Annotated in this window: 21 protein-coding genes; 16 read left to right on the forward strand and 5 right to left on the reverse strand. The window is 67.2% G+C overall.

The genetic code is table 11. The features are described 5' to 3' along the window. Positions 1-64 precede the first annotated feature (64 nt). The 5 genes from CFB43_RS19250 to CFB43_RS19270 all read left to right on the forward strand — a co-directional run bounded on the left by CFB43_RS19250 (position 65) and on the right by CFB43_RS19270 (position 4,422). The gene (locus CFB43_RS19250) at positions 65-1,207 is read left to right on the forward strand and encodes a branched-chain amino acid ABC transporter substrate-binding protein (protein ID WP_089496150.1); all 1,143 of its coding nucleotides are present in this window, start codon (positions 65-67) and stop codon (positions 1,205-1,207) included. Further along, the gene (locus CFB43_RS19255) at positions 1,204-2,697 is read left to right on the forward strand and encodes an aminotransferase class IV (protein WP_089496151.1); all 1,494 of its coding nucleotides are present in this window, start codon (positions 1,204-1,206) and stop codon (positions 2,695-2,697) included. The genes CFB43_RS19250 and CFB43_RS19255 overlap by 4 nt, the downstream gene beginning before the upstream one ends. A 166-nt stretch (positions 2,698-2,863) precedes the next feature. Continuing rightward, positions 2,864-3,256, forward strand: a complete 393-nt coding sequence (locus CFB43_RS19260; protein ID WP_089496152.1) for a nuclear transport factor 2 family protein — start codon at positions 2,864-2,866, stop codon at positions 3,254-3,256. A 78-nt stretch (positions 3,257-3,334) separates the two neighbouring features. Further along, complete coding sequence (locus tag CFB43_RS19265; RefSeq protein ID WP_089496153.1) at positions 3,335-3,790, forward strand: RbsD/FucU family protein; 456 nt, start codon at positions 3,335-3,337, stop codon at positions 3,788-3,790. Between the two features lie 194 nt (positions 3,791-3,984). Continuing rightward, positions 3,985-4,422, forward strand: coding sequence for a DoxX family protein (locus CFB43_RS19270; RefSeq protein ID WP_089496154.1), 438 nt, complete (start codon positions 3,985-3,987; stop codon positions 4,420-4,422). 144 nt (positions 4,423-4,566) lie between these two features. Here the strand turns inward: CFB43_RS19270 and CFB43_RS19275 are convergent, their stop codons facing one another. Together CFB43_RS19275 and CFB43_RS19280 are read right to left on the reverse strand one after the other, a co-directional pair. After that, positions 4,567-5,874: an MFS transporter gene (locus CFB43_RS19275; RefSeq protein ID WP_089462018.1), complete on the reverse strand. Its 1,308-nt coding sequence runs from the start codon at positions 5,872-5,874 to the stop codon at positions 4,567-4,569. A gap of 342 nt (positions 5,875-6,216) precedes the next feature. Further along, positions 6,217-7,353 carry a branched-chain amino acid ABC transporter substrate-binding protein gene (locus tag CFB43_RS19280; protein WP_089496155.1) on the reverse strand — a complete coding sequence of 379 codons (1,137 nt, stop codon included), beginning with the start codon at positions 7,351-7,353 and terminating at the stop codon, positions 6,217-6,219. Positions 7,354-8,023: 670 nt separating this feature from the next. On the opposite strand from CFB43_RS19280, the gene CFB43_RS19290 reads away from it, so the two are divergent. Further along, positions 8,024-8,818 (forward strand): AraC family transcriptional regulator, encoded by a 795-nt coding sequence (locus CFB43_RS19290; RefSeq protein ID WP_089459046.1) that lies wholly within the window; start codon positions 8,024-8,026, stop codon positions 8,816-8,818. A gap of 79 nt (positions 8,819-8,897) precedes the next feature. Here the strand turns inward: CFB43_RS19290 and CFB43_RS19295 are convergent, their stop codons facing one another. After that, positions 8,898-9,161: a hypothetical protein gene (locus tag CFB43_RS19295; RefSeq protein WP_039367795.1), complete on the reverse strand. Its 264-nt coding sequence runs from the start codon at positions 9,159-9,161 to the stop codon at positions 8,898-8,900. A gap of 288 nt (positions 9,162-9,449) precedes the next feature. Next, on the reverse strand, positions 9,450-11,342 hold the full coding sequence (locus CFB43_RS19300; RefSeq protein ID WP_089496157.1) for a bifunctional sugar phosphate isomerase/epimerase/4-hydroxyphenylpyruvate dioxygenase family protein: 1,893 nt from the start codon (positions 11,340-11,342) through the stop codon (positions 9,450-9,452). A gap of 257 nt (positions 11,343-11,599) precedes the next feature. On the opposite strand from CFB43_RS19300, the gene aroQ reads away from it, so the two are divergent. The 3 genes from aroQ to CFB43_RS19315 are packed head-to-tail and all read left to right on the forward strand — an operon-like array spanning position 11,600 to position 14,282. Beyond that, positions 11,600-12,055: a type II 3-dehydroquinate dehydratase gene (aroQ, locus tag CFB43_RS19305; RefSeq protein ID WP_089429019.1), complete on the forward strand. Its 456-nt coding sequence runs from the start codon at positions 11,600-11,602 to the stop codon at positions 12,053-12,055. Continuing rightward, entirely contained in the window at positions 12,052-12,906 is an 855-nt protein-coding gene (locus tag CFB43_RS19310; RefSeq protein WP_089496158.1) for a shikimate dehydrogenase, read from the forward strand. The genes aroQ and CFB43_RS19310 overlap by 4 nt, the downstream gene beginning before the upstream one ends. 32 nt (positions 12,907-12,938) lie before the next feature. Continuing rightward, positions 12,939-14,282 (forward strand): MFS transporter, encoded by a 1,344-nt coding sequence (locus tag CFB43_RS19315; RefSeq protein WP_089496159.1) that lies wholly within the window; start codon positions 12,939-12,941, stop codon positions 14,280-14,282. A gap of 76 nt (positions 14,283-14,358) precedes the next feature. Here CFB43_RS19315 and CFB43_RS19320 read toward each other — a convergent pair whose 3' ends face one another. Continuing rightward, positions 14,359-15,468, reverse strand: a complete 1,110-nt coding sequence (locus CFB43_RS19320) for a 2-aminoethylphosphonate--pyruvate transaminase (protein ID WP_089496160.1) — start codon at positions 15,466-15,468, stop codon at positions 14,359-14,361. Between the two features lie 259 nt (positions 15,469-15,727). Here CFB43_RS19320 and phnS point away from each other — a divergent pair, with 259 nt between their 5' ends. From phnS to CFB43_RS19355, 7 genes are read left to right on the forward strand one after another with little or no spacing between them, the layout of a single operon-like run. Continuing rightward, the gene (gene phnS / locus CFB43_RS19325) at positions 15,728-16,816 is read left to right on the forward strand and encodes a 2-aminoethylphosphonate ABC transporter substrate-binding protein (protein ID WP_089496161.1); all 1,089 of its coding nucleotides are present in this window, start codon (positions 15,728-15,730) and stop codon (positions 16,814-16,816) included. Positions 16,817-16,850: 34 nt separating this feature from the next. Further along, positions 16,851-17,954 (forward strand): 2-aminoethylphosphonate ABC transport system ATP-binding subunit PhnT, encoded by a 1,104-nt coding sequence (gene phnT, locus CFB43_RS19330; RefSeq protein ID WP_089496162.1) that lies wholly within the window; start codon positions 16,851-16,853, stop codon positions 17,952-17,954. Further along, positions 17,932-18,852: a 2-aminoethylphosphonate ABC transporter permease subunit gene (locus tag CFB43_RS19335; protein WP_089441586.1), complete on the forward strand. Its 921-nt coding sequence runs from the start codon at positions 17,932-17,934 to the stop codon at positions 18,850-18,852. Before phnT ends, CFB43_RS19335 begins: the two co-directional genes overlap by 23 nt. Then, positions 18,842-19,702: a 2-aminoethylphosphonate ABC transport system, membrane component PhnV gene (gene phnV, locus CFB43_RS19340; protein ID WP_089496163.1), complete on the forward strand. Its 861-nt coding sequence runs from the start codon at positions 18,842-18,844 to the stop codon at positions 19,700-19,702. The genes CFB43_RS19335 and phnV overlap by 11 nt, the downstream gene beginning before the upstream one ends. Beyond that, on the forward strand, positions 19,699-21,006 hold the full coding sequence (phnA, locus tag CFB43_RS19345) for a phosphonoacetate hydrolase (protein ID WP_179254857.1): 1,308 nt from the start codon (positions 19,699-19,701) through the stop codon (positions 21,004-21,006). The genes phnV and phnA overlap by 4 nt, the downstream gene beginning before the upstream one ends. Next, positions 21,003-22,457 carry a phosphonoacetaldehyde dehydrogenase gene (phnY, locus tag CFB43_RS19350; protein WP_089496164.1) on the forward strand — a complete coding sequence of 485 codons (1,455 nt, stop codon included), beginning with the start codon at positions 21,003-21,005 and terminating at the stop codon, positions 22,455-22,457. The genes phnA and phnY overlap by 4 nt, the downstream gene beginning before the upstream one ends. Positions 22,458-22,461: 4 nt before the next feature. Next, the gene (locus CFB43_RS19355; protein WP_089496165.1) at positions 22,462-23,016 is read left to right on the forward strand and encodes a phosphonate degradation HD-domain oxygenase; all 555 of its coding nucleotides are present in this window, start codon (positions 22,462-22,464) and stop codon (positions 23,014-23,016) included. The last annotated feature ends 381 nt before the right edge of the window (positions 23,017-23,397 follow it).

The following is a 23,397-nucleotide window of genomic DNA, read 5'->3' on the forward strand; positions in this document are numbered from 1 at the left end:
GGATTTCGTGACGGCTGCCGATAATCGTAGCATCCGTCAACGACGAAGCTGCGAGGAAAACATCATGCGTTCCCGACGTCTGCTGCTGGCGCCGCTCGTGCCACTTGTGTCGCTTGTACTGGCCGTTCCCGCGTTCGGTGCGGATACGGTCGTCGTAGGTTTTGCCGGCGCGCTCACGGGCGCGCAGGCGCATTTCGGCGAGGACAGCGCACGCGGCATCCGGCTGGCCATCGATGAAATCAACGCGGCGCATCCGAGCGTCGCCGGGCATCCGGTCACGTTCGCGCTCGATGCGCAGGACGACCAGGCCGACCCGAAGGTCGCGACGACGGTCGCGCAGCGCTTCGTCGATACGCACGTCAGCGCGGTGATCGGCCACCAGAATTCGGGGACGTCGATCGCCGTCGCGCGGCTCTATGCGACGGCGAGCATCGCGGAGCTGACGCCGTCGGCCACCAATCCGGCGTTCACGCGTCTCGGCTATCACACGACGTTCCGGATGCTTGCGAACGACGACTTCCTCGGGCAGGCCGTCGCCCGCTATGCGGTCGAGCAACTGCACGCGCGCCGCATCGGCGTCGTCGACGATCGCACGGCTTACGGCCAGGGCATCGCGGATGTGTTCGTCGACGGGCTCGGGAAGACGGGCACGGCCATGGTCGGCCGCGAATACACGACCGACAAGGCGTTCGACTTCGGCGCGCCGCTGACGCTGCTCAAGGGCAAGGCGCCCGACGCGATCTTCTTCGGCGGAATGGACACGCAGGGCGGCCCGATGCTTAAGCAGATGAAGAAGCTGCGAATTGTCGCGCCGCTGCTGGGTGGCGACGGTCTGTGCACGCAAGAGATCCTGAAACTGGCCGGCGATGCGCTCGACGGCAACCTCGTGTGCGCGGACGGCGGCCGGAGCCTCGCGAAGATGCCGGGCGGCCCCGCGTTCGCGGCGCGCTTCGCGCAGAAGTACGGCGCCCCCGTGCAGCTCTACGCGCCGTATGCCTACGACGCGATGATGGCCGTCTATCACGCGGTGATGCTCGCGCAGTCCACCGATCCGGCGAAGATCGTCGGCGCGCTGCATCGCGTCGACTTCCAGGGCGTGACCGGCCGGATCGCGTTCGACGCGAACGGCGAGCTGCGCAATCCGGCGGCAACGATGTCGACGTTCAAAGGAGGCAACAAGGTGACTTTGTCGGAGGTAGTGAAATGAATACGCGGATTCTTCCCGTGGGCACCGCATCGTTGCGTGACGTCGCGCGGCCGGTCGGCGACGTTGCCGATCCCGCCGTGCGCGAAGCGGCCAGCGCACTGCGCGCCGCGCTACGCGCGTTTCGCGACGAACACGGTTTCGGCCGCGCGGTCGCCGCGCCGCAGATCGGCGTCGGGCAACGGATGATCGCGCTCGCGCTGGACGGCTGGCCCGACGTGATCGTGAACCCCGAGATCGTGTGGCGCAGCGATGCGCGCATGACGCTGTGGGATGACTGCATGTGCTTTCCCGACCTGTTCGTGCGCGTCGAGCGCCACGCGTCGGTGAGCGTGCGGTACACGACGCTCGACGGCGAACTGCATCGGCGCGATGCGCTGTCGCCCGATGTGTCGGAGATGATGCAGCACGAGATCGATCATCTCGACGGCAAGCTGTCGTTCGATCGTGCGGCGGGACCGAATGCGGTCGTGCATCGCAGCGTGTTCGACGCCGATCGCGCGTCGTTTGCCGCGCAGGTCGACTACGCGCCACCGTACGTTCCCGCCGCGACGCGCACGACGCAGGAAGGTAGTCAGTCAACCGAAGCACCCGCGTATCCGCCGGGTGCCGCGTACATGAACGGCCGCTTCATTCCGATCGCCGACGCGCGCGTGTCGGTGCTCGACTGGGGCTTTCTACATTCCGACGTCACGTACGACACCGTGCACGTGTGGAACGGCCGCTTCTTCCGCCTCGACCGGCACATCGCGCGGTTCAGGCGTTCGCTGGCAAGGCTGCGGCTGAATGTGCCGCTGAGCGACGACGCGCTGCGCGACATCCTCGTCGAATGCGTGCGCCGCTCGGGCCTGCGCAACGCGTACGTTGAAATGCTGTGCACGCGCGGCGTGTCGCCCACCTTCAGCCGCGACCCGCGCGACGCGGTGAACCAGTTCATCGCGTTCGCGGTGCCGTACGGCTCGGTCGCGAACGAGCGGCAGTTGCGCGAGGGCCTGCACCTGCACCTGATCGACGACGTGCGGCGGATTCCGCCCGAATCGGTCGATCCGCAGATCAAGAACTACCACTGGCTCGACCTCGTCGCGGGGCTGTTGAAGGGCTATGACGCAGGGGCGGAGTCGGTCGTGCTGAAGTGCACGGACGGCAGCATCGCCGAAGGGCCCGGATTCAACATCTTCGTCGTGCGCGACGGCCGGCTTCGGACGCCCGAGCGCGGTGTGCTGCACGGCATCACGCGGCAGACCGTGTTCGAGCTGGCGGCGTCGATGGGCATCGACGCGCAAGCCGATCGCATCGACGACGTGCAACTGCGCGATGCGGACGAGGCGTTCATCACGTCGACGGCCGGCGGGATCATGCCCGTCACGCGGCTGAACGGCGCGCCGATCGGCGACGGCCGGCCGGGCCCGGTGACGCGCCGGTTGTTCGACGCGTACTGGGCGAAGCACGAGGATCCGGCGTGGAGCCTGGCGGTCGACTACGCGGCCAATTGATGGCTGATGGTTGATGGTTGATCGCGGTGGCGCGGGTGCGATTTCCTTACCTCGTACGTAATCGACCGCCCGCGCGAGGCCGGCGACGATGTCTGCACGCGAACAAGCAACACGCAACACGCGACGTTCGCGACATCGTCCTCTCATCGACCCAAGGAGCCTCGCCATGAACACCGCCCCATCCGCCTCGTCCGTTCACGCCGACCTGATCGACCGCTACATCGACGCCTGGAACGAACCCGATGTCGCGCGCCGCCGCGCGCTGATCGATGCGACCTACGCGAGCGACGCGGCGTATCGCGATCCGCTGATGGCCGGCGACGGCCACGCGGGCATCGACGCGATGATCGCGGCCGTACAGGCGCGCTTCCCCGCGTTCCGCTTCCGCCGCACGACCGACGTCGACGGGTTCGGCCAGCACCTGCGGTTCTCGTGGGCGCTCGTGTCGCCCGACGGCGCGGCGATCGTGAAGGGTTCGGACTTCGGCACCGTCGACGCATCGGGCCGCCTCGCGTCGGTCACGGGTTTCATCGACGAAATGCCGGCCGCGGCGTCGTGATACGAGCGATGCATGCGCAGCGGCCACCGGGATCGGGTAACGTTATGCGTTCGTTCCTGATCCCGGAGACTAGCCGACATGCTGAAGAATCTCGACCCGCTGCTGCACGCCGACATCCTGCACACGCTGCGCGCGATGGGCCACGGTGACGAAATCGCGATCTGCGATGCGAATTTCCCGGCGGAATCCGTCGCGGAGCACACGGTGGTCGGCCGCGCGTTGCGGATCGACGGTGCCGATTCGGCACGCGTCGTGCGCGCGGTGCTGTCCGTGCTGCCGCTCGACACGTACGTCGACACCCCCGCGTGGCGGATGGAAGTCGTCGGCGATGCAGCCGCGGTGCCGCCCGTACAGCGCGAAGTGCAGGCCGAGATCGATCGCGCCGAAGGGCGCCCGGTGCCGCTCACGGGGATCGAGCGGTTCGCGTTCTACGAGCGCGCGCAGCAGACGTACGCGGTGATCGTCACCGGCGAGCTGCGCGGCTACGGCTGCTTCATCTTCAAGAAGGGCGTGTTGTTGAGCGACGCGGGCTAAACGCCTTGGCGATACCGCTGCCTTCGGGCCGCGCGGCGGCCGCCGTGTAAAGATTTGCTACAACCTTTTTCTTGGACACGGCCGAAACTCTGTCTATGCTGGCCCATTTGCCGCGGGCCCCGCAGGGTCGCGCGGCGCCGAGTTGTCCGGGTATGCTCCGGGCGGCCGGCCGAATTGCATACGAGGAGAGAGGCATGACGCGTTCCGTCGATTCCGGCGTCATTTTTTTCGCGCGCCTGGCGCTGGCGGCGTTGTTCCTGTGGGGCGGCGTGATGAAGCTGCTCGGCTACGGCGATTTCATCGGCTACCTGCATGGGCTGAACGTGCCGTATCCGCAGGTGATCGGACCGATCGTCGTCGCGATCGAGGGGCTCGGCGGGCTGCTGCTGATCGTCGGCTACAAGGTGAAACCGCTCGCGCTGCTGATGGCGTTCTACACGGTCGCGACCGCGATGGTCGGGCACAATTTCTGGGACGCGACGGACGCCGCGGTCCAGCACGACATGGTGATCCATTTCTGGAAGAACATCGCGATCGCCGGCGGATTCCTGCTGTTGTACGTCACCGGCGCCGGCGGCGCGAGCATCGACGGCCTGCGCCGGCCGAGCACGACGTACGGCAGCCTGCGCTGATCGCACGTCGTCGCGCCGTCGCCGTTGCGCTGAAGCAAAACAAAAGGGCCGAATCCCGCGGGATTCGGCCCTTTTGTTCATGGAGCGCGTGCATTCGGTCATTCAATGCGGCGCTGGACGCCACCGCACGCGCGCCGTCGCCGCTCAGTGCGGCGAATCCTCCTTCGCATCCTTCGAGAACTGCACGGCGATCGCGCCGAGCACGCAGATCGCCGCGACGTATACCACCGGTGCGAGCGGATTCGACTTCATCATCAGCGACACGATCACCGGCGTGAGGCCGCCGAAGATCGCATACGCGACGTTGTACGAGAACGAGATGCCCGAGAAGCGCACGACGGCCGGGAAGCTCTTGACCATCACGAACGGCACCGCGCCGATCGTGCCGACCATGAAGCCCGCGATCCCGTAGTAGAGCGGCAGCGTCGACGCGTCGGCCGCGACCTGCGCGAACAGCAGGTAGTAGCACGCGGCCAGCCCGATGCCGCCGATGGCGAGCACACGCTTCGCGCCGATCCAGCCCGCGAGCGAACCCGCGGTGATGCAGCCGGCCGTCAGGCACAGCGTCGCGACGCTGTTCGCGAACAGCGTCGTCGCGGGTGTCAGGTGGAACTGCTTCTGCAGCAACGCGGGCGTCATCAGGATCACGACGACGATCGCGGCCGACAGCATCCACGTGAGCAGCATCGACACGATCACCGCGCGGCCGTGGTCGCGCAGCACGGCCTTCAGCGGAATCTCGGCCGCGAGCGCCTTTTTCGCCTTCATCTCGGCGAACACCGGCGTCTCGTGCAGCCAGCGGCGCAGGTACACCGAGAACAGGCCGAACACGCCGCCGAGCAGGAACGGGATGCGCCACGCGAACGCGCCGACTTCGGCGCTCGAGTAACGGCTGTTGATGCCGGCGGCCACCAGCGAGCCGAGCAGGATGCCGGCCGTCAGGCCCGCGGTCAGCGTGCCGCACGCATAGCCGATGTGGCGCGACGGCACGTGCTCGGACACGAACACCCACGCGCCCGGCACTTCGCCGCCGACGGCCGCGCCCTGCAGCACGCGGAACAGCAGCAGCAATACCGGCGCGAGGATGCCGATCGTGTCGTAGGTCGGCAGCAGGCCCATCAGCAGCGTCGGCACGGACATCATCAGCACGCTCAGCGTGAACATCCGCTTGCGGCCGAACAGGTCGCCGAAGTGCGCCATGATCACGCCGCCGAGCGGGCGCGCGAGGTAGCCGGCCGCGAAGATGCCGAACGTCTGCAGCTGGCGCAGCCAGTCGGGAATGTCGTGCGGGAAGAACAGTTGCCCAATCGCCGGCGCGAAGAACACGAAGATGATGAAGTCGTAGAACTCGAGGGCGCCGCCGAGTGCGGCGAGGCCAAGGGTCTTGTAGTCGCTGCGCGTGAGCGCGCGTTCGGCGGCGCGAGGCACGCCGCTCAATTCGGAAGCTTGCATGGTCAGGACGATTGGTTTTTCGAATGGTGTTGTCGGTGCTGCGTCTCCAGGGCCCGCTTTTCGGCATGGACTGACAAGGCGCGGCTTGCATCGTCGAAGCGTGCCGCGTGCCGGGTGCGGCACGAAACACGCGCCGCCGCACCGGGATGGGGCGCGGCGGAGACGAAGCGTCAAAGCGGGTGGGGGGATTCTACAGGAGCGCGAAATGCACGCGCGTGGGGGCGCGCCGAGGAACGGTTCGGATCGCGAAGCCGGAGCAGACGCAGACGCAGACGCAAAAGCGCACGCGGCGCGGGCGGCCGGTGAGCCGCTGACGCGCCGCGTGGGGCGGGGTTTTACGTATCAGTTGCCGGCGATCGTATCGACCGGCTTGAACGCGCCGTGCTCGACCTTGTAGATCGTCACCGGCGCATCCCTCAGGTCGCCCTTCGTGTCGTACGCGATGCTGGGGGCCGACACGCCCTTGACCGACACCTTGCCGAGATACGGCGTGTACACCTTCGGGTCGGTCGAGTTCGCGTCCTTCATCGCGGTGAGCAGCGCGATCGTGCCGTCATACGCGTACGGCGAGTAGGTGATCACGTCTTCGTTGAAGCGCGCCTTGTAGCGTGCCGCGTAGCCGGCGAAGCCGGGCATCTTTTCCTTCGGCAGCCCGCCCATGTAGACGATCGCGCCTTCGGCCGCGTCGCCGCCGACCTTCAGGAACGTCGGCGAGCGCGACATCTCGCCCGTCACGAACGCCGACTTCATCCCGAGCTGGCGCATCTTGCGGATCATCGGCGACGATTGCGCGTCGCCGCCCCCGTAGAAGATCGCGTCCGGGTTCATCCCCTTGAGGTTGGTCAGGATCGCGGAGAAATCGAGCGCCTTGTCGTTCGTGAAGTCGCGCTTGATGATCGTGCCGCCCGCCGCTTCGACGGCCTTCGCGAATTCGTCGGCGATGCCCTGGCCGTAGGCCGTGCGGTCGTCGATGATCGCGATGCGCTTGAAGCGCAGCGTCTTCACCGCGTACGTGCCGACGATGCGGCCCGCCTGCGCGTCGCTCGTCAGCAGCCGGTAGGTCGTCTTGTAGCCGCGCGCCGTGTATTGCGGCGACGTGGCCATCGAGATCTGCGGCAGCCCCGCGCGATCGTACAGGTCGGATGCGGGAATGCTCGTGCCCGAGTTGAAGTGCCCGATGATCCCGCGGACGTTGTCGTCGATCAGCCGCTGCGCGACGGTCGTGCCGGTGCGCGGGTCGGCCTGGTCGTCCTGCGAGTCGAGCTGGAACGTGACGGGCTTGCCGCCGATGGTCGGACGCGTCGCGTTGAAATCGGCGATCGCGAGTTGCACGCCCTTCTGCATGTCCGTGCCGTAGTTCGACTGCGGGCCGGTCAGCGGTGCGGCGAAACCGATCTTGACGACGTCGGCGGCGATGGCGTGCGTGCCCGACAGTGCGCAGGCAGCGGCCAGCGCGACGTGCGATACCTTCAGCTTCACTTTCACTTCCCCTTGATGGCGTGGTTGGGCCGCCGCCGGCTGGCGGGCCGGCGCCGGTAAACCGGGCGAGACGGTTCGGTCGGCAGGCCGATGCGAGGGCCGTGCGTGCTTGCCGCGTGCTGTCCGGGCTGTGCCGGAATCGGCGCGCCCGATGGCCGATGCCGCAGGCCATGCATGCCGATTGCTGCCGCGGCGTGAGGTCGTCTCGTGACCGTGAAGCGAAGTCTAGATAGCGAAAATGCGTGCGTCTTGCGCGTTCGATGCGTGGGCGGCGACGATATCGGCATATCGTCGATAACCCTGATATATGCCGAAATCGTCACGCCGAATGCGCAAACGCGCCAAGACGCTGCACGTCCGCATTTCTATGCTGGCAAGTTCGGGCGTACGGTGCCGGCGTGCGAGTGCGCCAGTCCGCGCGCGGCGTGTCGGCACCGGCGCACGCGTGGTGGCTGCGTCGACACAAGCGGATTCGCCGCCGGCCGCCGCACGCTCGACGCAGTGGTTGCGCACGCAACGTATGTCGCGTGACGATGCCGGCCGGCCGATCGGCGGCGCGCCGCGACGCGACGGCCGCCGCCAACTTGCCCGCCTTTGCGATCGGCGCGACGCGATCGAAGGGGCGCTTCTATAATCGACGCCATCTGCCACTCGCATTGCGGTTGCCGGGATGACGCCCTTGCTTGCCGTACCGCCCATGAGCCTGTCCGAACCGTTGCGCTACCAGCCCGACAACGCCGATTTCGGCGCGATGCTTGCGCACTTCCGCCTGCTCGAACCGGTGTTCGATGCACTGCCGGACGTCGCGTTCTTCGTGAAGGATGCGAGCGGCCGCTACGCGATCGTCAATCGCACGCTGGCGATGCGCTGCGGCTACAAGGACAAGCGCGACCTGCTCGGCAAGACGGCCGACGAAGTGTTTCCGCGCCGCTTCGGCCGCAGCTATTTCGAGCAGGACATGGCGACGATCAACGCCGGCCAGCAACTGATGGACCAGCTCGAGCTGCACCTGTATCCGGGCCGTCAGCCGGGCTGGTGCCTGACCTGCAAGGAGCCGCTGCGCGACGCCGCGGGCAGGGTCGTCGGCCTCGCGGGCATCTCGCGCGACCTGAAGGCACACGAGGGATCGCACCCGGCGTACAGCCGGCTCGCCGACGTCGTCCAGCACATCCAGGATCACTACGTGCAGCCGCTGAACCTGAAGCATCTCGCGCAGATGGCGGGGATGTCGGTCGCGCAGCTCGAGCGCTACTTCCACAAGGTGTTCCACCTGACGCCGCGCCAGGTGCTGCTGAAGACGCGGCTCGATGCGGCCACCGCGCTGCTCGTCACGCACGACAAGGTGACCGACGTCGCGGCGCTATGCGGCTATACGGACCACAGCGCGTTCACGCGCCAGTTCAAGGCGACGGTCGGCGTCACGCCGACGGAATACCGGTTGATGCTGCAGGAGCGGGCGGGGTGACGCGACACGCCGACAGGGCCGGCGGGTCGCTGGGAATCGGGGTGATGCGGGAAAGCGGGAAAGGGATGAAAACGGCGGCTCAGCGGTAGCCGAGCCCTTTCAGGACGGCGGTGCCGTCTTCGGTCAGCCGGAAGCTGGGTGCCGTTTCGGTGTCGAGCTTGACCATCTCGACGAGACCGGCTTCCTGCAGCGCAGGCAGTTCGGGTTTGGCATTGGCGCCGATCGGTGCGTGCAGCAGCACGAGCAGCGTCGCGATTTCATGATGACTGAGCAGGCGGCGCAGCATCGTCTTCTTTGCAGGGGGCGCGGCCGGGCGGCCCGCGGGTGCTTCTACGGCGCTCATCGCTTTCCTCCTTTTCGAGATAACCATCGGGTACTGGTTGCGGATGGTGCCGTCGAAGACTTAAGCGATTCTTAAAACCGCGGTGGGCGACGGAATGCTGCGCTGCGGTACGGGTTACCGGATGTAACGCCATATGGAATGCGGTTTCCCGCCCGATCGTGGCGAGCCGCGCGGATGGAGGCGCGGCCGAGCGATTCCCCACGATGGTGCACCCAGGATGCGGCCCTTTGAAGCAGCCACAGGCCGCGAATGTGATGCGCCCCTTGAATCCCTGCCCGCTTCCTTCCCTTATTTCCTGCGCTGCGCCTGGGCGGCGAGCCGCACGGCCGCATTCGTCGCGCCGTAGCCGTCGTATCCGCCGCGCCGCTCGACGATCTCGAGCGAGAAGCGGTTGTCGACCAGTTCTGTATACGCGTGCAGGAATTCGCCGCCGTGCTCGTCACGGTCGTACAGCAGGTGATGCGTGCTCAGCGTGTCGATCAGGTCGTCCGGCAGCGCGTAGCGTGCGGCGAGATCGTCGTAGTAGTTCGGCGGAATGCGCAGGAACGGAATGCCGTCGGCTGCGAACGCGGCGATCGTCTTCACGATGTCGTCCGTGCGGAACGCGACGTGGTTCAGCCCCGTGCCGTGGTAGCGGTCGAGCGATTCGGCGACCGCCGTGTGCCGGTCGACGGACGCGTTCAGCGCGATCCGCACCGAGCCGTCGGCGCTGCGCACCGCGCGGCTGCGCATCAGCCCGTACGGGTCGGGCACGAGCCAGCTGCGTTCCGCCTCGAAGCCGAATGCCGTCTTGAAGAACAGGATCCACGTATCGAGCGCGTCGGCCGGCAGTGCGAGGCACACGTGGTCGATACCCGTGAGCGGGCCGACTTCGCTCGGGCCGTCGATGTCGGTCAGCACGAAATCCGATTCGTACAGCGTCGGCGCGTTCGGCGCTTCGTCGACGAAGTATTCGAGGCTGCCGTCCGGCGCCTGCACGCTCGGCAGCACGCGCTCGTTCGGCCCGACGCGGCCGGAGAACGGCGCATAGCCGAAGCCGGCTGCGCGCTCGAACGCCACTTTCGCGTCGTCGACACGGAATGCCGATGCGCACAGCGACAGCCCGTGCTGCTGGAAGAACGCGTCGGCGAACGAGTCGCGCTCGGCGTTCAGCACGATCGATGCGGCGCCGTGCTGGAACAGCGTCACGTCCTTCGAGCGATGGCGGCCCGCGAGCCGGAAGCGCATCCGGCCGAGCCACTCGCCGACGGTCGCCGCCGCCTGCGCGTCGACCGCGAATTCGATGAACTGGAACCCGACGTGCGCGGGCGGCGCCGGCGGCGCGAACAGCGGCTGGCCGGCGGCCGGCGCGCGGCCGTCCTGCGCGAGCCGCTCGCGCGTCAGTTCTTCCAGATAGAGCAGCGAACGATGACCGTCGGCAGCCGTGATCGCGGTCGGCGCGGCGCGGAAGCCGTCGTTGAAGATCTCGAGCGACAGCGGCCCCGTATAGCCCGACTCGATCACGCGCGCGGTGAAGCGTGCAAGGTCGAAGTCGCCCTGGCCCGGGAACGAGCGGAAATGGCGGCTCCATTCGAGCACGTCCATCGCGAGCTTCGGCGCATCGGCGATCTGCACGAACGCGATCCGGTCGCCGGGGATGTCCGCGATCGCGTCCGGCGAATCGTCGAGCGACAGTGTGTGGAAGCTGTCGAGCGCCAGGCCGAGATGCGGGCTGTTCACGGCATTCACGAGTTTCCACGCATGGCCGTAGCGCTTCACGACGCGGCCCCACGCGAGCGCTTCGTACGCGGCGACCACGCCGGCCTGCCGCGCGGCTTCGGCGAGCGCGCCGAGCTGGTCGACGAGCAGCCCGTCGTCCGCGATCGTGTCGGCCGACACGTTGCTGCATACCAGGATGCGGTCGGTGCCGAGTGCATGCATCACGTCGAACTTGCGCTTGATCCGGTCGAGGTTGCGGGCGAGCTGGGCCGCGCTCACCCCCTCGAAGTCGCGAAAGGGCTGGAACAGCACGATGTCGAGGCCGAGATCGGCGGCCATGCGCCGGACGTCGGCCGGCGATCCATCGAAGTAGACGAGGTCGTTTTCGAAGATTTCGACGCCGTCGAAGCCTGCGGCCTGGATGGCGGCGAGTTTCTCGGCGAGCGTGCCGGACAGTGACACGGTGGCGATCGAGCGCTGCATGGGCGATTCCTGCGGATGAGCGGGGCATGGCGCCGGTCGAATCGACCCTGAATGAACCAGTCATTGAATTCGTCGCGAACGCCATATCCCGAATTTACTGGGCTAGTGATGCGTATTGTACAAACTAACTAGGTGGTACAAATTAGCGAAAACCCGAAAAGACAGCCCGCTTGCACGGGCGCACACTAGCGCCACATTCCGATGTCTTCGGGGCGGCGCCGATCGTGGTCTGCCCCTGTTTCAGGAGCAGAAACACGATGAGCAAGCACAAGGTGCTCGTGCTGAACGGCCCGAACCTGAATTTGTTGGGCACCCGCGAGCCCCATATCTACGGCGCGGAAACGCTGGCCGACGTCGAGCAGCGCTGCCGTACGGCGGGCGAGGCGCTCGGGCTGGAAATCGACTTTCGCCAGTCGAACGCCGAGCACCAGTTGATCGACTGGCTGCACGCCGCCCGTCACGACACGCACGGCATCGTGATCAACCCGGCCGCCTATACGCATACGTCGGTGGCGCTGGCCGATGCGCTTTCCGCGATCGCGAAGCCGGTGATCGAAGTGCATATCTCGAACGTGCATCGCCGCGAGGCGTTCCGGCACCATTCCTATGTGTCGGCGCTCGCCGAAGCCGTGATCTGCGGCTGCGGCACCGAGGGCTACGTGTTCGCGCTGCAGCGTCTGGCGACGCTGTTCGCGCAGGGAGCCGCACGATGAGCCGCCCGTCGTTTCTGATCGGCCTGATCGGCCAGGGCATCGGCGGCTCGCTGTCGCCCGCGATGCACGAGGAAGAAGGGTTCCGCCAGGGGTTCGGCTATGTCTACCGGCGCATCGATCTCGACGTGCTGGGCGTGACCGTCGACGCCCTGCCGCAACTGCTCGACGCCGCGCAGCGGATGGGCTTCAACGGGCTGAACATCACGCATCCGTGCAAGCAGCGCGTGATCGAGCACCTCGATGAACTGTCGGACGATGCGCGCGCGCTCGGCGCGGTGAACACCGTGCTGTTCAAGGACGGCAAGCGGATCGGCCACAACACCGACTGGTCGGGTTTCGCGAAATCGTTCCGCCGCGGGTTGCCCGACGCGTCGCTCGAACGCGTCGTCCAGCTCGGCGCGGGCGGCGCGGGCGCGGCCGTGGCGCATGCGGCGCTGCAAATGGGCGCGGCCGAGCTGACGATTTTCGATGTCGACGGCACGCGCGCCGCCGCGCTCGCGGCCGAGTTGCAGCAGCGCTTCCCGGCGGCACGCGTCGTGCAGGGCGACGATCTCGCGGCCTCGATGCGCGCCGCGACGGGCCTGATCCACTGCACGCCCACCGGCATGGCCAAGCATCCGGGCCTGCCGCTGCCGGCCGACCTGCTCCACGCGGGCATGTGGGTGGCCGACATCGTGTACTTCCCGCTCGAAACCGAACTGATCCACGCGGCGCGCGCGGCCGGTTGCGCCACGCTGCCGGGCGGCGGGATGGCCGTCTACCAGGCGGTCGACGCGTTCGAGATCTTCACCGGACGCACGCCCGACGCCGAGCGGATGTTCGAACACTTTCAGTCGCTCGTCGCGCGCTGACCCCTTCCATAAAGAGAGACCAGGAGACGACCATGCAGCACACCACCCACACGAGCGCCGCGCCGGCGCAGGCGGCCGGCACCGTCCGGCGCACTTCGGCGCGCTACAAGATTCTCGCGCTGCTCGCGATCGGCACGATGATCAACTATCTCGACCGCACCGTGCTGGGGGTGGCTGCGCCTCAGCTCACCAAGGAGCTCGGCATCAACGCGGCCGTGATGGGCATCATGTTTTCCGCGTTTTCGTGGACGTATGTCGCGATGCAGGTTCCCGGCGGCCTGTTCCTCGACCGCTTCGGCAGCAAGATCACCTATTACTGGTCGATGACGCTGTGGTCGCTGTGCACGTTCCTGCAAGGCTTCGTGCCGGGCGTCGCGACGCTGCTCGCTTGCCGGCTCGGCCTCGGCGTGACGGAAGCGCCGTGCTTCCCGACCAACAGCCGCGTCGTCGCGACGTGGTTCCCGCAGAACGAGCGTGCGATGGCGACGGGTACCTACACCGTCGGCGAGTACATCGGCCTGGCGTTCTTCAGCCCGGTGCTGTTCGCGCTGATGGGTGCGTTCGGCTGGCGCTCGCTGTTCTGGGTCGTCGGCGCGGTGGGTATCGTGTTCGGCCTGGTCTGGTGGAAGTTCTATCACGAGCCGCGCAACCATCCGGGTGCGAACTCGGAGGAGCTGGCCTATATCGAGGCGGGCGGCGGTCTCGTACACGGTGCGCGCAAGAGCGGCGACAAGGGCGACAAGCCGGCGCAGGCCAAGTTCAGCTGGTCGATGGTCGGCCAACTGGTGAAGAAGCGCCAGCTTGCGGGCATCTGCCTCGGCCAGTTCGCCGGCAACTCGACGCTCGTGTTCTTCCTGACCTGGTTCCCGACCTACCTCGCCACCGAACGCCACATGGGCTGGCTGAAGATCGGCTTCTTCGCGGTGATGCCGTTCATCGCCGCGTCGGTCGGCGTGATGTTCGGCGGGATCTTCTCCGACTGGCTGCTGCGTCGCGGCAAGTCCGCGAACCTCGCGCGCAAGCTGCCGATCATCGCGGGCCTGCTGCTCGCATCGACGATCATTCTCGCGAACTACGTGCAGAGCAACGAGGCCGTGATCGCGATCATGTCGGTCGCGTTCTTCGCGCAGGGGATGGCTGCCCTCGGCTGGACGCTCGTGTCGGACATCGCGCCGGACGGCCTGCTCGGCGTCACGGGCGGCATCTTCAACTTCGCGGCGAACCTGGCGGGCATCGTCACGCCGCTCGTGGTCGGCTTCATCGTCGCGTCGACCGGGTCGTTCGTCGGCGCGCTCGTGTTCATCGGCGTGATCGCGCTGGTCGGTGCGGCGTCGTACATCTTCGTGGTCGGCGACATCAAGCGGATCGAGCTGTAAGCACCGGCTCCACGCAGATCCTGTGCGTCAGCCCGGCAGCCGCAAGGCCGCCGGGCTTTTTTGCGTGGTACGGCGCTTACGCGCGCTGAACTGCGATGCCGAGCGATTCGACCGCCTGCGCAATGGCCGCGACCGCGCGGCGGATATCGTTCGAGTCGATCGCGCCGATGCAGCCGACACGGAACGTCTCGAGCTGCGTGAGCTTGCCCGGATACAGGATGAAGCCCGCGTCGCGCACCGCGTCGTAGAAGCGGCGGAAATCGTAGGCCGGGTGGTCGGGCGCGTGGAACGTGACGATCACCGGCGCCTGTACGCTCGCATCGAGGAACGGCGTGAAGCCGAGCGCGCGCATCGAATCGACCAGCGTCCGGCAGTTATCCACATAGCGCGCGCCGCGCGCCGGCTGGCCGCCTTCGGCGAGGTACTGATCGAGTGCGGCGCGCAGCGCGGCGATCACGTGCGTCGGCGGCGTGAAGCGCCACTGGCCCGTCTTGCGCAGGTACGCGTATTGATCGTGGAGATCGAGCGCGAGCGACGGCGAGTTGCCTTCGCTCGCGTCGAGCGCGTCGCGCCGCACGATCGCGAACCCCATCCCCGGCACGCCTTCCAGGCATTTGCCGCTCGCCGAGATCAGCGCATCGATGCCGCTACCGGCCAGCGTGATCGGCAGCGCGCCGAACGAGCTCATCGCGTCGACGATCAGCCGCTTGCCGCGGCGCCGGCACACGGCGGCGATGTCGTCGAGCGGGTTCAGGATCCCGGCGCTCGTCTCCAGATGCACCTGCGCGACGTGCGTGATGCGCGGCTCGCGCACGAACGCGGCTTCGAGCGCGGCCGGATCGACGGCCGCGTCCTCGCCGAACGGCAACGCGATGGCTTCGATACCCAGCCGGCCGAGGATCTTCAGGATGCGCGCGCAGTACGCGCCGTTGTCGGGCACCAGCACGACGCCGTCACGCGGCACCAGCGTGCCGAGCGCGGCTTCGACGGAGAACGTGCCGCTACCCTGCATCGGCACGCACACGTATTCATCGCCGCCGTGCGCGATCGCGACGAGATCCGCGCAGACGCTGGCCGTCAGTTGATTGAACGCGGCATCCCACGAGCCCCAGTCGTGTTGCATTGCGTGGCGCGTTGTGGCGGACGTGGTGAGCGGGCCAGGCGTAAGAAGAATCGGATCGGACATGGTTTTCCTCTGCAAAGGTCGGAAGAAACGCCGGGAAGCATTTCTGAATGACTTGCATGATATTGGCAAAATGTGTCATTTTTTGGAAATTGCCGCATTCGTCACGGGTTTGTCATCGAACGCTGTGATCCTTCGCTTGCCGCGCGAAACCTCACCTCGGCGCGGTAGCGAGGCGGGCCGTCGATCGGCCTTGCCCGGAGATAACAGGAGAGCCGGATCGTGCCCCGGCCATTTGGTGTTCCGCCTACGGAGAAGTCAGATGACACTGCAGAAACCCTCGCGCGCCGCTGCCGGCGCGTTCCGCAAGCTTGCGCTGGCCGCCAGCGTCGCCGGCCTGATGGGCGCCGCGCTGCCCGCACATGCGGCGAACGCGGTCGTGCTGTATACGGCAGACGGCCTCGAGAACCTCTATCGCGATGTGCTGCCGGCTTTCGAGAAGAAGGAAGGCGTCAAGGTCAACATCGTGACGGCGGGCAGCGGTGAAGTCGTCAACCGCGCGAACATCGAGAAGAACTCCCCGAAGGCCGACGTGATCGTCACGCTGCCGCCGTTCATTCAGCAAGCTGGCCAGATGGGCCTGCTGCAGCCGTACCAGAGCGTGAACTACAAGAACGTGCCGGCCATCGCGAAGGCCGAAGACGGCACGTGGGCGACGTTCGTGAACAATTACTTCTCGTTCGCGATCAACCCGGACGTCGTGAAGAACCAGCCGAAGACGTTCGCCGACCTGCTCGCGCCGGCCTACGCCGGCAAGGTCGCGTACTCGAACCCGGCCACCGCCGGCGACGGGATGGCCGTGCTGATCCTGACGACGTCGCTGATGGGCGAGGACAAGGCGTTCGACTACCTCGCGAAGCTGTCGCAGAGCGTGAAGTTCCACACGAAGGGCACGGGCTACCTGAACGTGCTGCTGTCGCGTAACGAAATCAGCGTCGCGAACGGCGACCTGCAGATGGACCTCGACGACGCCGAACACGGCGCGCTGTCCGTCAAGCCGATCTTCCTGGCCGCGAAGGAAGGCGACCAGCCGACCACGTTCCAGCTCCCGTACGGCATCGGCCTGATCAAGAGCGGCCCGAACCAGGACGCCGGCAAGAAGCTGATCGACTACCTGATGTCGACGGACGTGCAGTCGAAGGTGCCGGACATGTACGGCATCCCGGGCCGCACGGACGTGCCGCTGGCCGGCAAGAACGGCGAAGCGGTCAAGAAGGCGATCGCGGGCGTGAAGCTGATCCCGGTCGACTGGGCCCAGGTGATGGCGAAGAAGCCGGTGTGGATCGAGCGCTGGAAGAAGGACGTGATCGGCAGTTCGGGCAAGCAGCTCGACGTCGTCAAGCCGAAGTGATCGGCGCACGCCGCCTGTATTTGTGAGCAAGAGGATGAACCCGGTGGACACCACCCTGACCCATCCCGGCGCATTCGGCGCCGCCGAACCGCGGGCAACGCTGCGGTCCGGCGCGCCGGACGGCGTGCAGATCGAACACCTGAGCGTGCGCTACGGCGCACGCACGGTGCTGGAAGATCTGTCGCTGTCGATCGGTGCCGGTGAATTTCTGACCGTGCTCGGCAAGAGCGGCTGCGGCAAGACCACGCTGCTGCGCTTCATCGCCGGGTTCGTGAAGGCCGACGGCCTGACCGGCACGCTGACCGTGGCCGGGCGCGACCTGACCTATGCGCCGCCGCACAAGCGCAATCTCGGTCTGCTGTTCCAGAATTACGCGCTGTTCCCGCACCTGACGGTGTTCGAGAATGTCGCATTCGGGCTGCGCGCACGCGGCATGGCGTCGTCGGAAGTGACGCGCCGCGTCGCCGATGCGCTGAAGCTCGTGCAGCTCGGCGATGCGGGCCATCACCTGCCCGCGCAACTGTCGGGCGGGATGCAGCAGCGCGTCGCGCTGGCGCGCGCGCTCGTGATCGAGCCGGACGTGCTGCTGCTCGACGAACCGCTATCGGCGCTCGACGCCAACCTGCGCGCGTCGGTGCGCAGCGAACTGAAGGCGCTGCACGAGCGCCTGCCGAACCTGACCGTCGTCTGCGTGACGCACGACCGCGACGACGCCCTCGTGCTGTCCGATCGCGCGCTGCTGATGCGCGACGGCCACATCGCGCAGCTCGGTACGCCGCAGCAGCTGTACGACGCGCCGCAGGACGGCTACGTCGCACGCTATCTCGGCCCGGCGAACCTGCTGCCGCCGCACGTGATCTTCCCGCTCGGCGATCCGCGCCACGAAGTGCGCGGCAAGGTGGCCTGCGTGCGCCCCGAGCGCCTGACCCTGATGCCGCCCGCCGCGGGCGGGCTGCACGGCACGGTGTCGTCCGTCGAATGGCAGGGCGCGGACCTGTCGATCGCGGTCACGATCGATGCGGCCCCCGACGAGCCGGTGCGCGTCACGATGCAACGCGGCCGCGGTGCGGCTCCCGAGCGCGGTGCGCGCGTTTCCCTGCATTGCGAGGCAGACGATGTCGTCCTTATCGAGCCCTGAAGCCGGCCTGCCGCCGCACGTGCTCGCGTCGGCCGCCGCGCACGCCGCCGCCGCGCGGCGCCGCAAGCGCATGGGTGATCTGCACCTGGCCGCGCTCGCGATCGTCCTGCTCGGCCCGCTCGTCGTCTATCCGCTGGTGCGGCTCGTGCTGCTGAGCGTGTCGGGCGACCACGGGCTGAGTTTCGCCGCGTACCGCACGTTCTTCGGCAACCCCGACACGCGCAGCGTGATGCTGACCACACTCGGCGTGCTGTTCGCGAGTGCCGGCACCGCGTCGGTGCTCGGCGTGCTGCTGGCCGCGCTGCTGTTCTTCAAGCCCTTTCCGGGCGCGTCGCTCGTCACGCGTTTCCTGGAGCTGTACGTCGCGTTCCCGTCGTTCCTCGTCGCGTTCACGCTGATCTTCCTGTACGGCTCGCAAGGGTCGATCAGCATCGCGCTGCAGCACCTGTTCCATCTGGAGGAGCCGCCGCTGAACTTCCTGTTCGGCATCGGCGGCGTGATCCTCGCGCAGACCGTGTTCTATACGCCGTTCGTCGTGCGGCCGACGCTCGCGTCGTTCGCGACGCTCGATCTGCGGCTGATCGAAGCCGCGCGCAGCCTCGGCGCGTCCGGCTGGATGCTGGCACGTCGCGTCGTGCTGCCGATCGCGTGGCCGGGCATCGCTGCCGGCACCGTGCTGTGTTTCCTGCTGACGCTGAACGAATTCGGGATTCTGCTCGTGCTCGGCAGCGCGCGGCTCGTGACGCTGCCGGTTGCGATCTACAGCAGCGCGACGGTCGACCTCGACCTGCCGACCGCGTCGGCCGGCGCGGTCGTGATGCTCGCGCTGTCGTTGGCGCTGTATGCGGTTTATCGCCGGGTGAACCGGCGTGCGACGGGAGGAAACGATGTCCGCTGAATTTCGTATCGGGCAAGCCGTGCCGCGCCACCAGATCGGCTGGGGCGACACGCTGCTCAAGCATGCGTCGCGCGCGGCGCTCGCGCTGGCTGCGTTCGCGTGCTTCTGGCTGTTCGTGTTGCCGGTCATCGTCGTCGCGCTGTCGAGCGTGTCGACGCAGTGGTCGGGCACGATCCTGCCGGCCGGCTACAGCCTGCGCTGGTTCGAGCGGCTCGGGTCGCCGGAATACGATGCGCTGCTGACGAGCCTGGAAATCGGCTTCGGCGTGTCCGCGGTCGGCACGATCCTCGGGCTGTGGCTTGCGCTGGCGCTCGAAGGGCGCGACCGGCGCGGCCTTGGCGCGGTGGTCGACGCGCTCGTGATGGTGCCGAACGGTGTGCCGAGCGTCGTGCTCGGGCTCGCGGTGCTGATCGCGTATCACCAGAAGCCGGTCGACCTGTCGAGCTCGGCGGCGATCGTCGTGCTCGTGCAGCTCGCGCTGATCTTGCCGTTCTGCTATCGCTGCGCGGCCGCCGCGCTGCGTCCGGAACTGACCGTGCTGCGCGAGGCCGCGGCAAGCCTCGGTGCGCCGCCCGCGATGGTGCTGCGTCGCGTGCTGCTGCCGCAGCTCGTGCCCGCGCTGCGCGCGAGCCTCGCGCTCGGTTTCGCGCTGTCGCTCGGCGAGCTCGGCGCGACGCTGACGGTTTATCCGCCCGGCTTCGCCACCGTGCCGATCGTCGTGATCGGCCAGGTCGAGCGCGGGTATTACCTTCCGGCATCGGCGCTGTCGCTGCTGATGCTCGGCGCGTCGCTCGCGGCGCTGCTGCTGATCGCGGCGCGCGTGCCGCGCGGCAAGCGGGTGGCATCATGAACGCCGCGTTCGCACTGCGCCAGCCTGGTGACGCGTCGGCAGCCGGCGCATCGACGGGCCTCGCGGGACGTTCCGTCGACGTCAACGGCCGCCACTACCGGCTGCCGGTCGAGCCGACCGTCGTCGTCTGCGTCGACGGCTGCGAGTACGACTATCTCGAACGGGCGGTGGCAGCGGGCGTCGCGCCGTTCATCGGCCGGATGATCGCGGAAGGCACGGCCTGGCGCGCCGATTGCGTCGTGCCGACCTTCACCAACCCGAACAACCTGTCGATCGTCTGCGGCGTGCCGCCGTCGGTCCACGGGATCTGCGGCAACTATTTCTGGGATTCGGCCGCCGACGGCGGGCGTGGCGCCGAAGTCATGATGAACGACCCGGCCTACCTACGGGCCGGCACGCTGCTCGCGGCGGCCGCCGACGCCGGTGCGCGCGTCGCCGTCGTGACGGCGAAGGACAAGCTGCGCCGGCTGCTCGGCTGGCAACTGAACGGCATCTGCTTTTCGGCCGAGAAGGCCGCGCAGGCGAATCTCGCGGAAAACGGGATCGTCGACGTGCTCGACTGGGTCGGCCTGCCGTCGCCGGACGTCTACAGCGCGGCGTTGTCCGAATTCGTGTTCGCGGCCGGCGTGCGGCTTGCGCAGACGCGCCAGGTCGACCTGATGTACCTGTCGACCACCGATTACGTGCAGCACAAGTGCGAGCCGGGCAGTGCGGGCGCGAACGCGTTCTACGCGATGATGGACGGCTATCTTGCGCAGCTCGACGCGCTCGGCTGGGCGATCGGCCTCACGGCCGACCACGGGATGAACGCCAAGCACGATCCGGCGACGGGCCGGCCGAACGTCATCTATCTGCAGGACGCCTTCGACGGCTGGTACGGCGCGCAGGCCGCGCGCGTGATCCTGCCGATCACGGATCCGTACGTCGTGCACCACGGCGCGCTCGGCTCGTTTGCGACCGTCTATCTGGCGCCGGGCGTCGACCGGGCCGAGGCGATGTGGCGCGTCGGCGGCCTCGACGGCGTCGAGCTCGTGCTCGACAACGCGGAAGCCGCCGCCCGTTTCGAGCTGCCGGCCGACCGTATCGGCGATCTCGTCGTGATCGGCCGCCGTGACATGACGCTCGGCACGCGCGAGCGCGAACACGATCTGTCGGGCCTCACGGTGCCGCTGCGTTCGCATGGCGGCGTGTCCGAGCAGGAAGTGCCGCTGCTGTTCAATCGCCGTATCGAGCCGATCGATCCTGCGCGTCGCCCGCGCAACTTCGACGTGTTCGATTTCGTGCTGAACCGGGTCGCGACATGATGGCTCATCCCCGACACGATCACCCGGCGTTTCGTGCTGAGGCGCTGCGCTGGTGCGGCACCCGCGCGACGCGGGAACGCACGCTCGATGTCATGGACCCTTACACGGGCACGCGCGTCGGGACGGCGCCGCTGGCGAGCGTCGACGATGTGCGTGCGGCGTTCGACTACGCGATGGCGTACCGGCCGAAGCTCACGCGTTACGAGCGTTCGCAGATCCTCGAGCGTGCGGCCGCGCTGCTGCGCGAGCGCACCGAGGAAGCTTCCGACCTGATCACGCTCGAATCGGGGCTGTCGAAACAGGACTCCCGCTACGAGATCGGCCGCGTGGCCGACGTGTTGAAGTTTGCGGCGGTCGAGGCGTTGCGCGACGACGCGCAGAGTTTCTCGTGCGATCTGACGCCCCACGGCAAGGCGCGCCGCGTGTTCTCGCAGCGCCAGCCGCTCGACGGTGTGATCGTCGCGATCACGCCGTTCAATCATCCGATGAACCAGGTGGCGCACAAGATCGCGCCGGCGATCGCGACCAACAACCGTGTGATCGTGAAGCCGTCGGAGAAGGTGCCGCTGTCGGCGTTCTACCTGGCCGACCTGCTGTACGAAGCCGGTTTGCCGGAGCCGATGCTGCAGGTGTTGACCGGCGATCCGCGCGAGATCGCGGACGAACTCGTCACGCACCCGCACGCGTCGCTGATTACCTTCACGGGCGGCGTGGCGATCGGCAAGGCGATTGCTGCGCGTGCCGGCTACCGCCGCATCGTGCTGGAACTGGGTGGCAACGATCCGCTGATCGTGCTCGACGATGCCGATCTCGACCGCGCAACGTCGCTGGCGGTGCTCGGCTCGTACCGGAATTCGGGGCAGCGCTGCACGGCCGTCAAGCGGATGCTGGTGCAGCGCTCGATCGCGCCCGCGTTCACCGAGCTGCTCGTCGAGAAGACGCGCGCATGGAAGTACGGCGACCCATTCGATCCCGTCAACGAGATGGGCACGGTGATCGACGAGGAAGCGGCGCGGCTGTTCGAGGCGCGAGTGGAAGAGGCGGTCGCGCAGGGGGCGCGCCTGCTGACCGGCAACGTGCGGCGCGGCGCGCTGTATGCGCCGACGGTGCTCGACAACGTCGATCCGTCGATGACGATCGTGCGCGAGGAGACCTTCGGCCCGGTATCGCCGGTGATCACGTTCGACACGATCGACGACGCGATCCGGATCAGCAACGGGACGGTGTTCGGGCTGTCGTCCGGCATCTGTACCGACAGCACGGCGGCGGTCGTGCGGTTCGTGAACGAGCTGAACGTCGGCACGGTGAATGTATGGGAAGTGCCCGGCTACCGGATCGAGCTGTCGCCGTTCGGCGGGATCAAGGATTCGGGGCTCGGTTACAAGGAAGGCGTTCAGGAGGCGATGAAGAGCTTCACGAACCTGAAGACGTTTTCGCTGCCTTGGGAGTGAATGAATGGCATTGACGGTGGAAGAGATCCACGGGCTGTATCGCGAGCATGGCCATGTGGCCTATAGCGGCGAGCCGGTCACGCAGCTCGAGCATGCATTGCAGAGCGGATTGCTGGCCGAAGAGGCGGGGGCGGACGAAGCGCTGGTCGCGGCGGCGTTCCTGCATGACCTCGGGCATCTGCTGAATCGCCAGGGCGAGACGCCGAGCGCGCGCGGGATCGACGATCTGCATCAGTATTACGTGCTGCCGTTCCTGCGGCCGCTGTTTTCCGACGCGGTGCTGGAGCCGATTCGGCTGCACGTCGACGCGAAGCGCTGCCTGTGCCGCACGGACGCCGGCTACTTCGAGAGTCTGTCGCCGGACTCGGTGCGCAGCCTCGCGCTGCAGGGCGGCATCTTCAGTGAAGAGGAGACGGCGGCGTTCCTGCAGCGCCCGTTCGCGGAGGACGCACTGCGTCTGCGCCGCTGGGACGATATGGCGAAGGAAGAAGGCAAGGTGACGCCGGATCTCGATCACTATATGGAGATCGTCTCGCGCCAGGTGCGCGTGGCGGCCTGACGGTTCGGCCGCTTCTATCTATATGAGGCCCCGCACGCGGCAGCGTGCGGGGCCTTATATTTTTTTGAGAAACCCCTTGCGCAGATCGAGGAGGCTGCCTACAATCACGCCTCTTTCGCGCTAACGGAAACGCAGCGCGGGAGAGGGAAGCAGGGTTGGCGGTGTGCTGGAGTCTGGAGCGCGCAACTGGCCTGGAAGTTGAGCCCCGCAGTCGCAACGATGTAGTGTAAAAAGTTGTTGACGAATTGCGAAACACGGTTCATAATCTCGCTTCTCTGCTGCTGAAAACGCAGCGCTGCTGAGAAACACGAAGTTCCTCGCAGAATGCTCTTTAAAAATTAACAGCCGATAAGTGTGGGCGCTTGATGAAAGCGAGCTGAT

Origin of the sequence: Burkholderia sp. AU15512 (genome assembly GCF_002223325.1) — a bacterium.
GTDB lineage: Bacteria > Pseudomonadota > Gammaproteobacteria > Burkholderiales > Burkholderiaceae > Burkholderia.

Bases quoted from the DNA above. Each gene is read 5' to 3' on its own strand.
- CFB43_RS19250 (WP_089496150.1), top strand. From the start codon at position 65: ATGCGTTCCCGACGTCTGCTGCTGGCGCCGCTCGTGCCACTTGTGTCG.
- CFB43_RS19255 (WP_089496151.1), top strand. From the start codon at position 1,204: ATGAATACGCGGATTCTTCCCGTGGGCACCGCATCGTTGCGTGACGTC.
- CFB43_RS19260 (WP_089496152.1), top strand. From the start codon at position 2,864: ATGAACACCGCCCCATCCGCCTCGTCCGTTCACGCCGACCTGATCGAC.
- CFB43_RS19265 (WP_089496153.1), top strand. From the start codon at position 3,335: ATGCTGAAGAATCTCGACCCGCTGCTGCACGCCGACATCCTGCACACG.
- CFB43_RS19270 (WP_089496154.1), top strand. From the start codon at position 3,985: ATGACGCGTTCCGTCGATTCCGGCGTCATTTTTTTCGCGCGCCTGGCG.
- CFB43_RS19275 (WP_089462018.1), bottom strand. From the start codon at position 5,874: ATGCAAGCTTCCGAATTGAGCGGCGTGCCTCGCGCCGCCGAACGCGCG.
- CFB43_RS19290 (WP_089459046.1), top strand. From the start codon at position 8,024: ATGACGCCCTTGCTTGCCGTACCGCCCATGAGCCTGTCCGAACCGTTG.
- CFB43_RS19295 (WP_039367795.1), bottom strand. From the start codon at position 9,161: ATGAGCGCCGTAGAAGCACCCGCGGGCCGCCCGGCCGCGCCCCCTGCA.
- CFB43_RS19300 (WP_089496157.1), bottom strand. From the start codon at position 11,342: ATGCAGCGCTCGATCGCCACCGTGTCACTGTCCGGCACGCTCGCCGAG.
- aroQ (WP_089429019.1), top strand. From the start codon at position 11,600: ATGAGCAAGCACAAGGTGCTCGTGCTGAACGGCCCGAACCTGAATTTG.
- CFB43_RS19310 (WP_089496158.1), top strand. From the start codon at position 12,052: ATGAGCCGCCCGTCGTTTCTGATCGGCCTGATCGGCCAGGGCATCGGC.
- CFB43_RS19315 (WP_089496159.1), top strand. From the start codon at position 12,939: ATGCAGCACACCACCCACACGAGCGCCGCGCCGGCGCAGGCGGCCGGC.
- CFB43_RS19320 (WP_089496160.1), bottom strand. From the start codon at position 15,468: ATGTCCGATCCGATTCTTCTTACGCCTGGCCCGCTCACCACGTCCGCC.
- phnS (WP_089496161.1), top strand. From the start codon at position 15,728: ATGACACTGCAGAAACCCTCGCGCGCCGCTGCCGGCGCGTTCCGCAAG.
- phnT (WP_089496162.1), top strand. From the start codon at position 16,851: ATGAACCCGGTGGACACCACCCTGACCCATCCCGGCGCATTCGGCGCC.
- CFB43_RS19335 (WP_089441586.1), top strand. From the start codon at position 17,932: ATGTCGTCCTTATCGAGCCCTGAAGCCGGCCTGCCGCCGCACGTGCTC.
- phnV (WP_089496163.1), top strand. From the start codon at position 18,842: ATGTCCGCTGAATTTCGTATCGGGCAAGCCGTGCCGCGCCACCAGATC.
- phnA (WP_179254857.1), top strand. From the start codon at position 19,699: ATGAACGCCGCGTTCGCACTGCGCCAGCCTGGTGACGCGTCGGCAGCC.
- phnY (WP_089496164.1), top strand. From the start codon at position 21,003: ATGATGGCTCATCCCCGACACGATCACCCGGCGTTTCGTGCTGAGGCG.
- CFB43_RS19355 (WP_089496165.1), top strand. From the start codon at position 22,462: ATGGCATTGACGGTGGAAGAGATCCACGGGCTGTATCGCGAGCATGGC.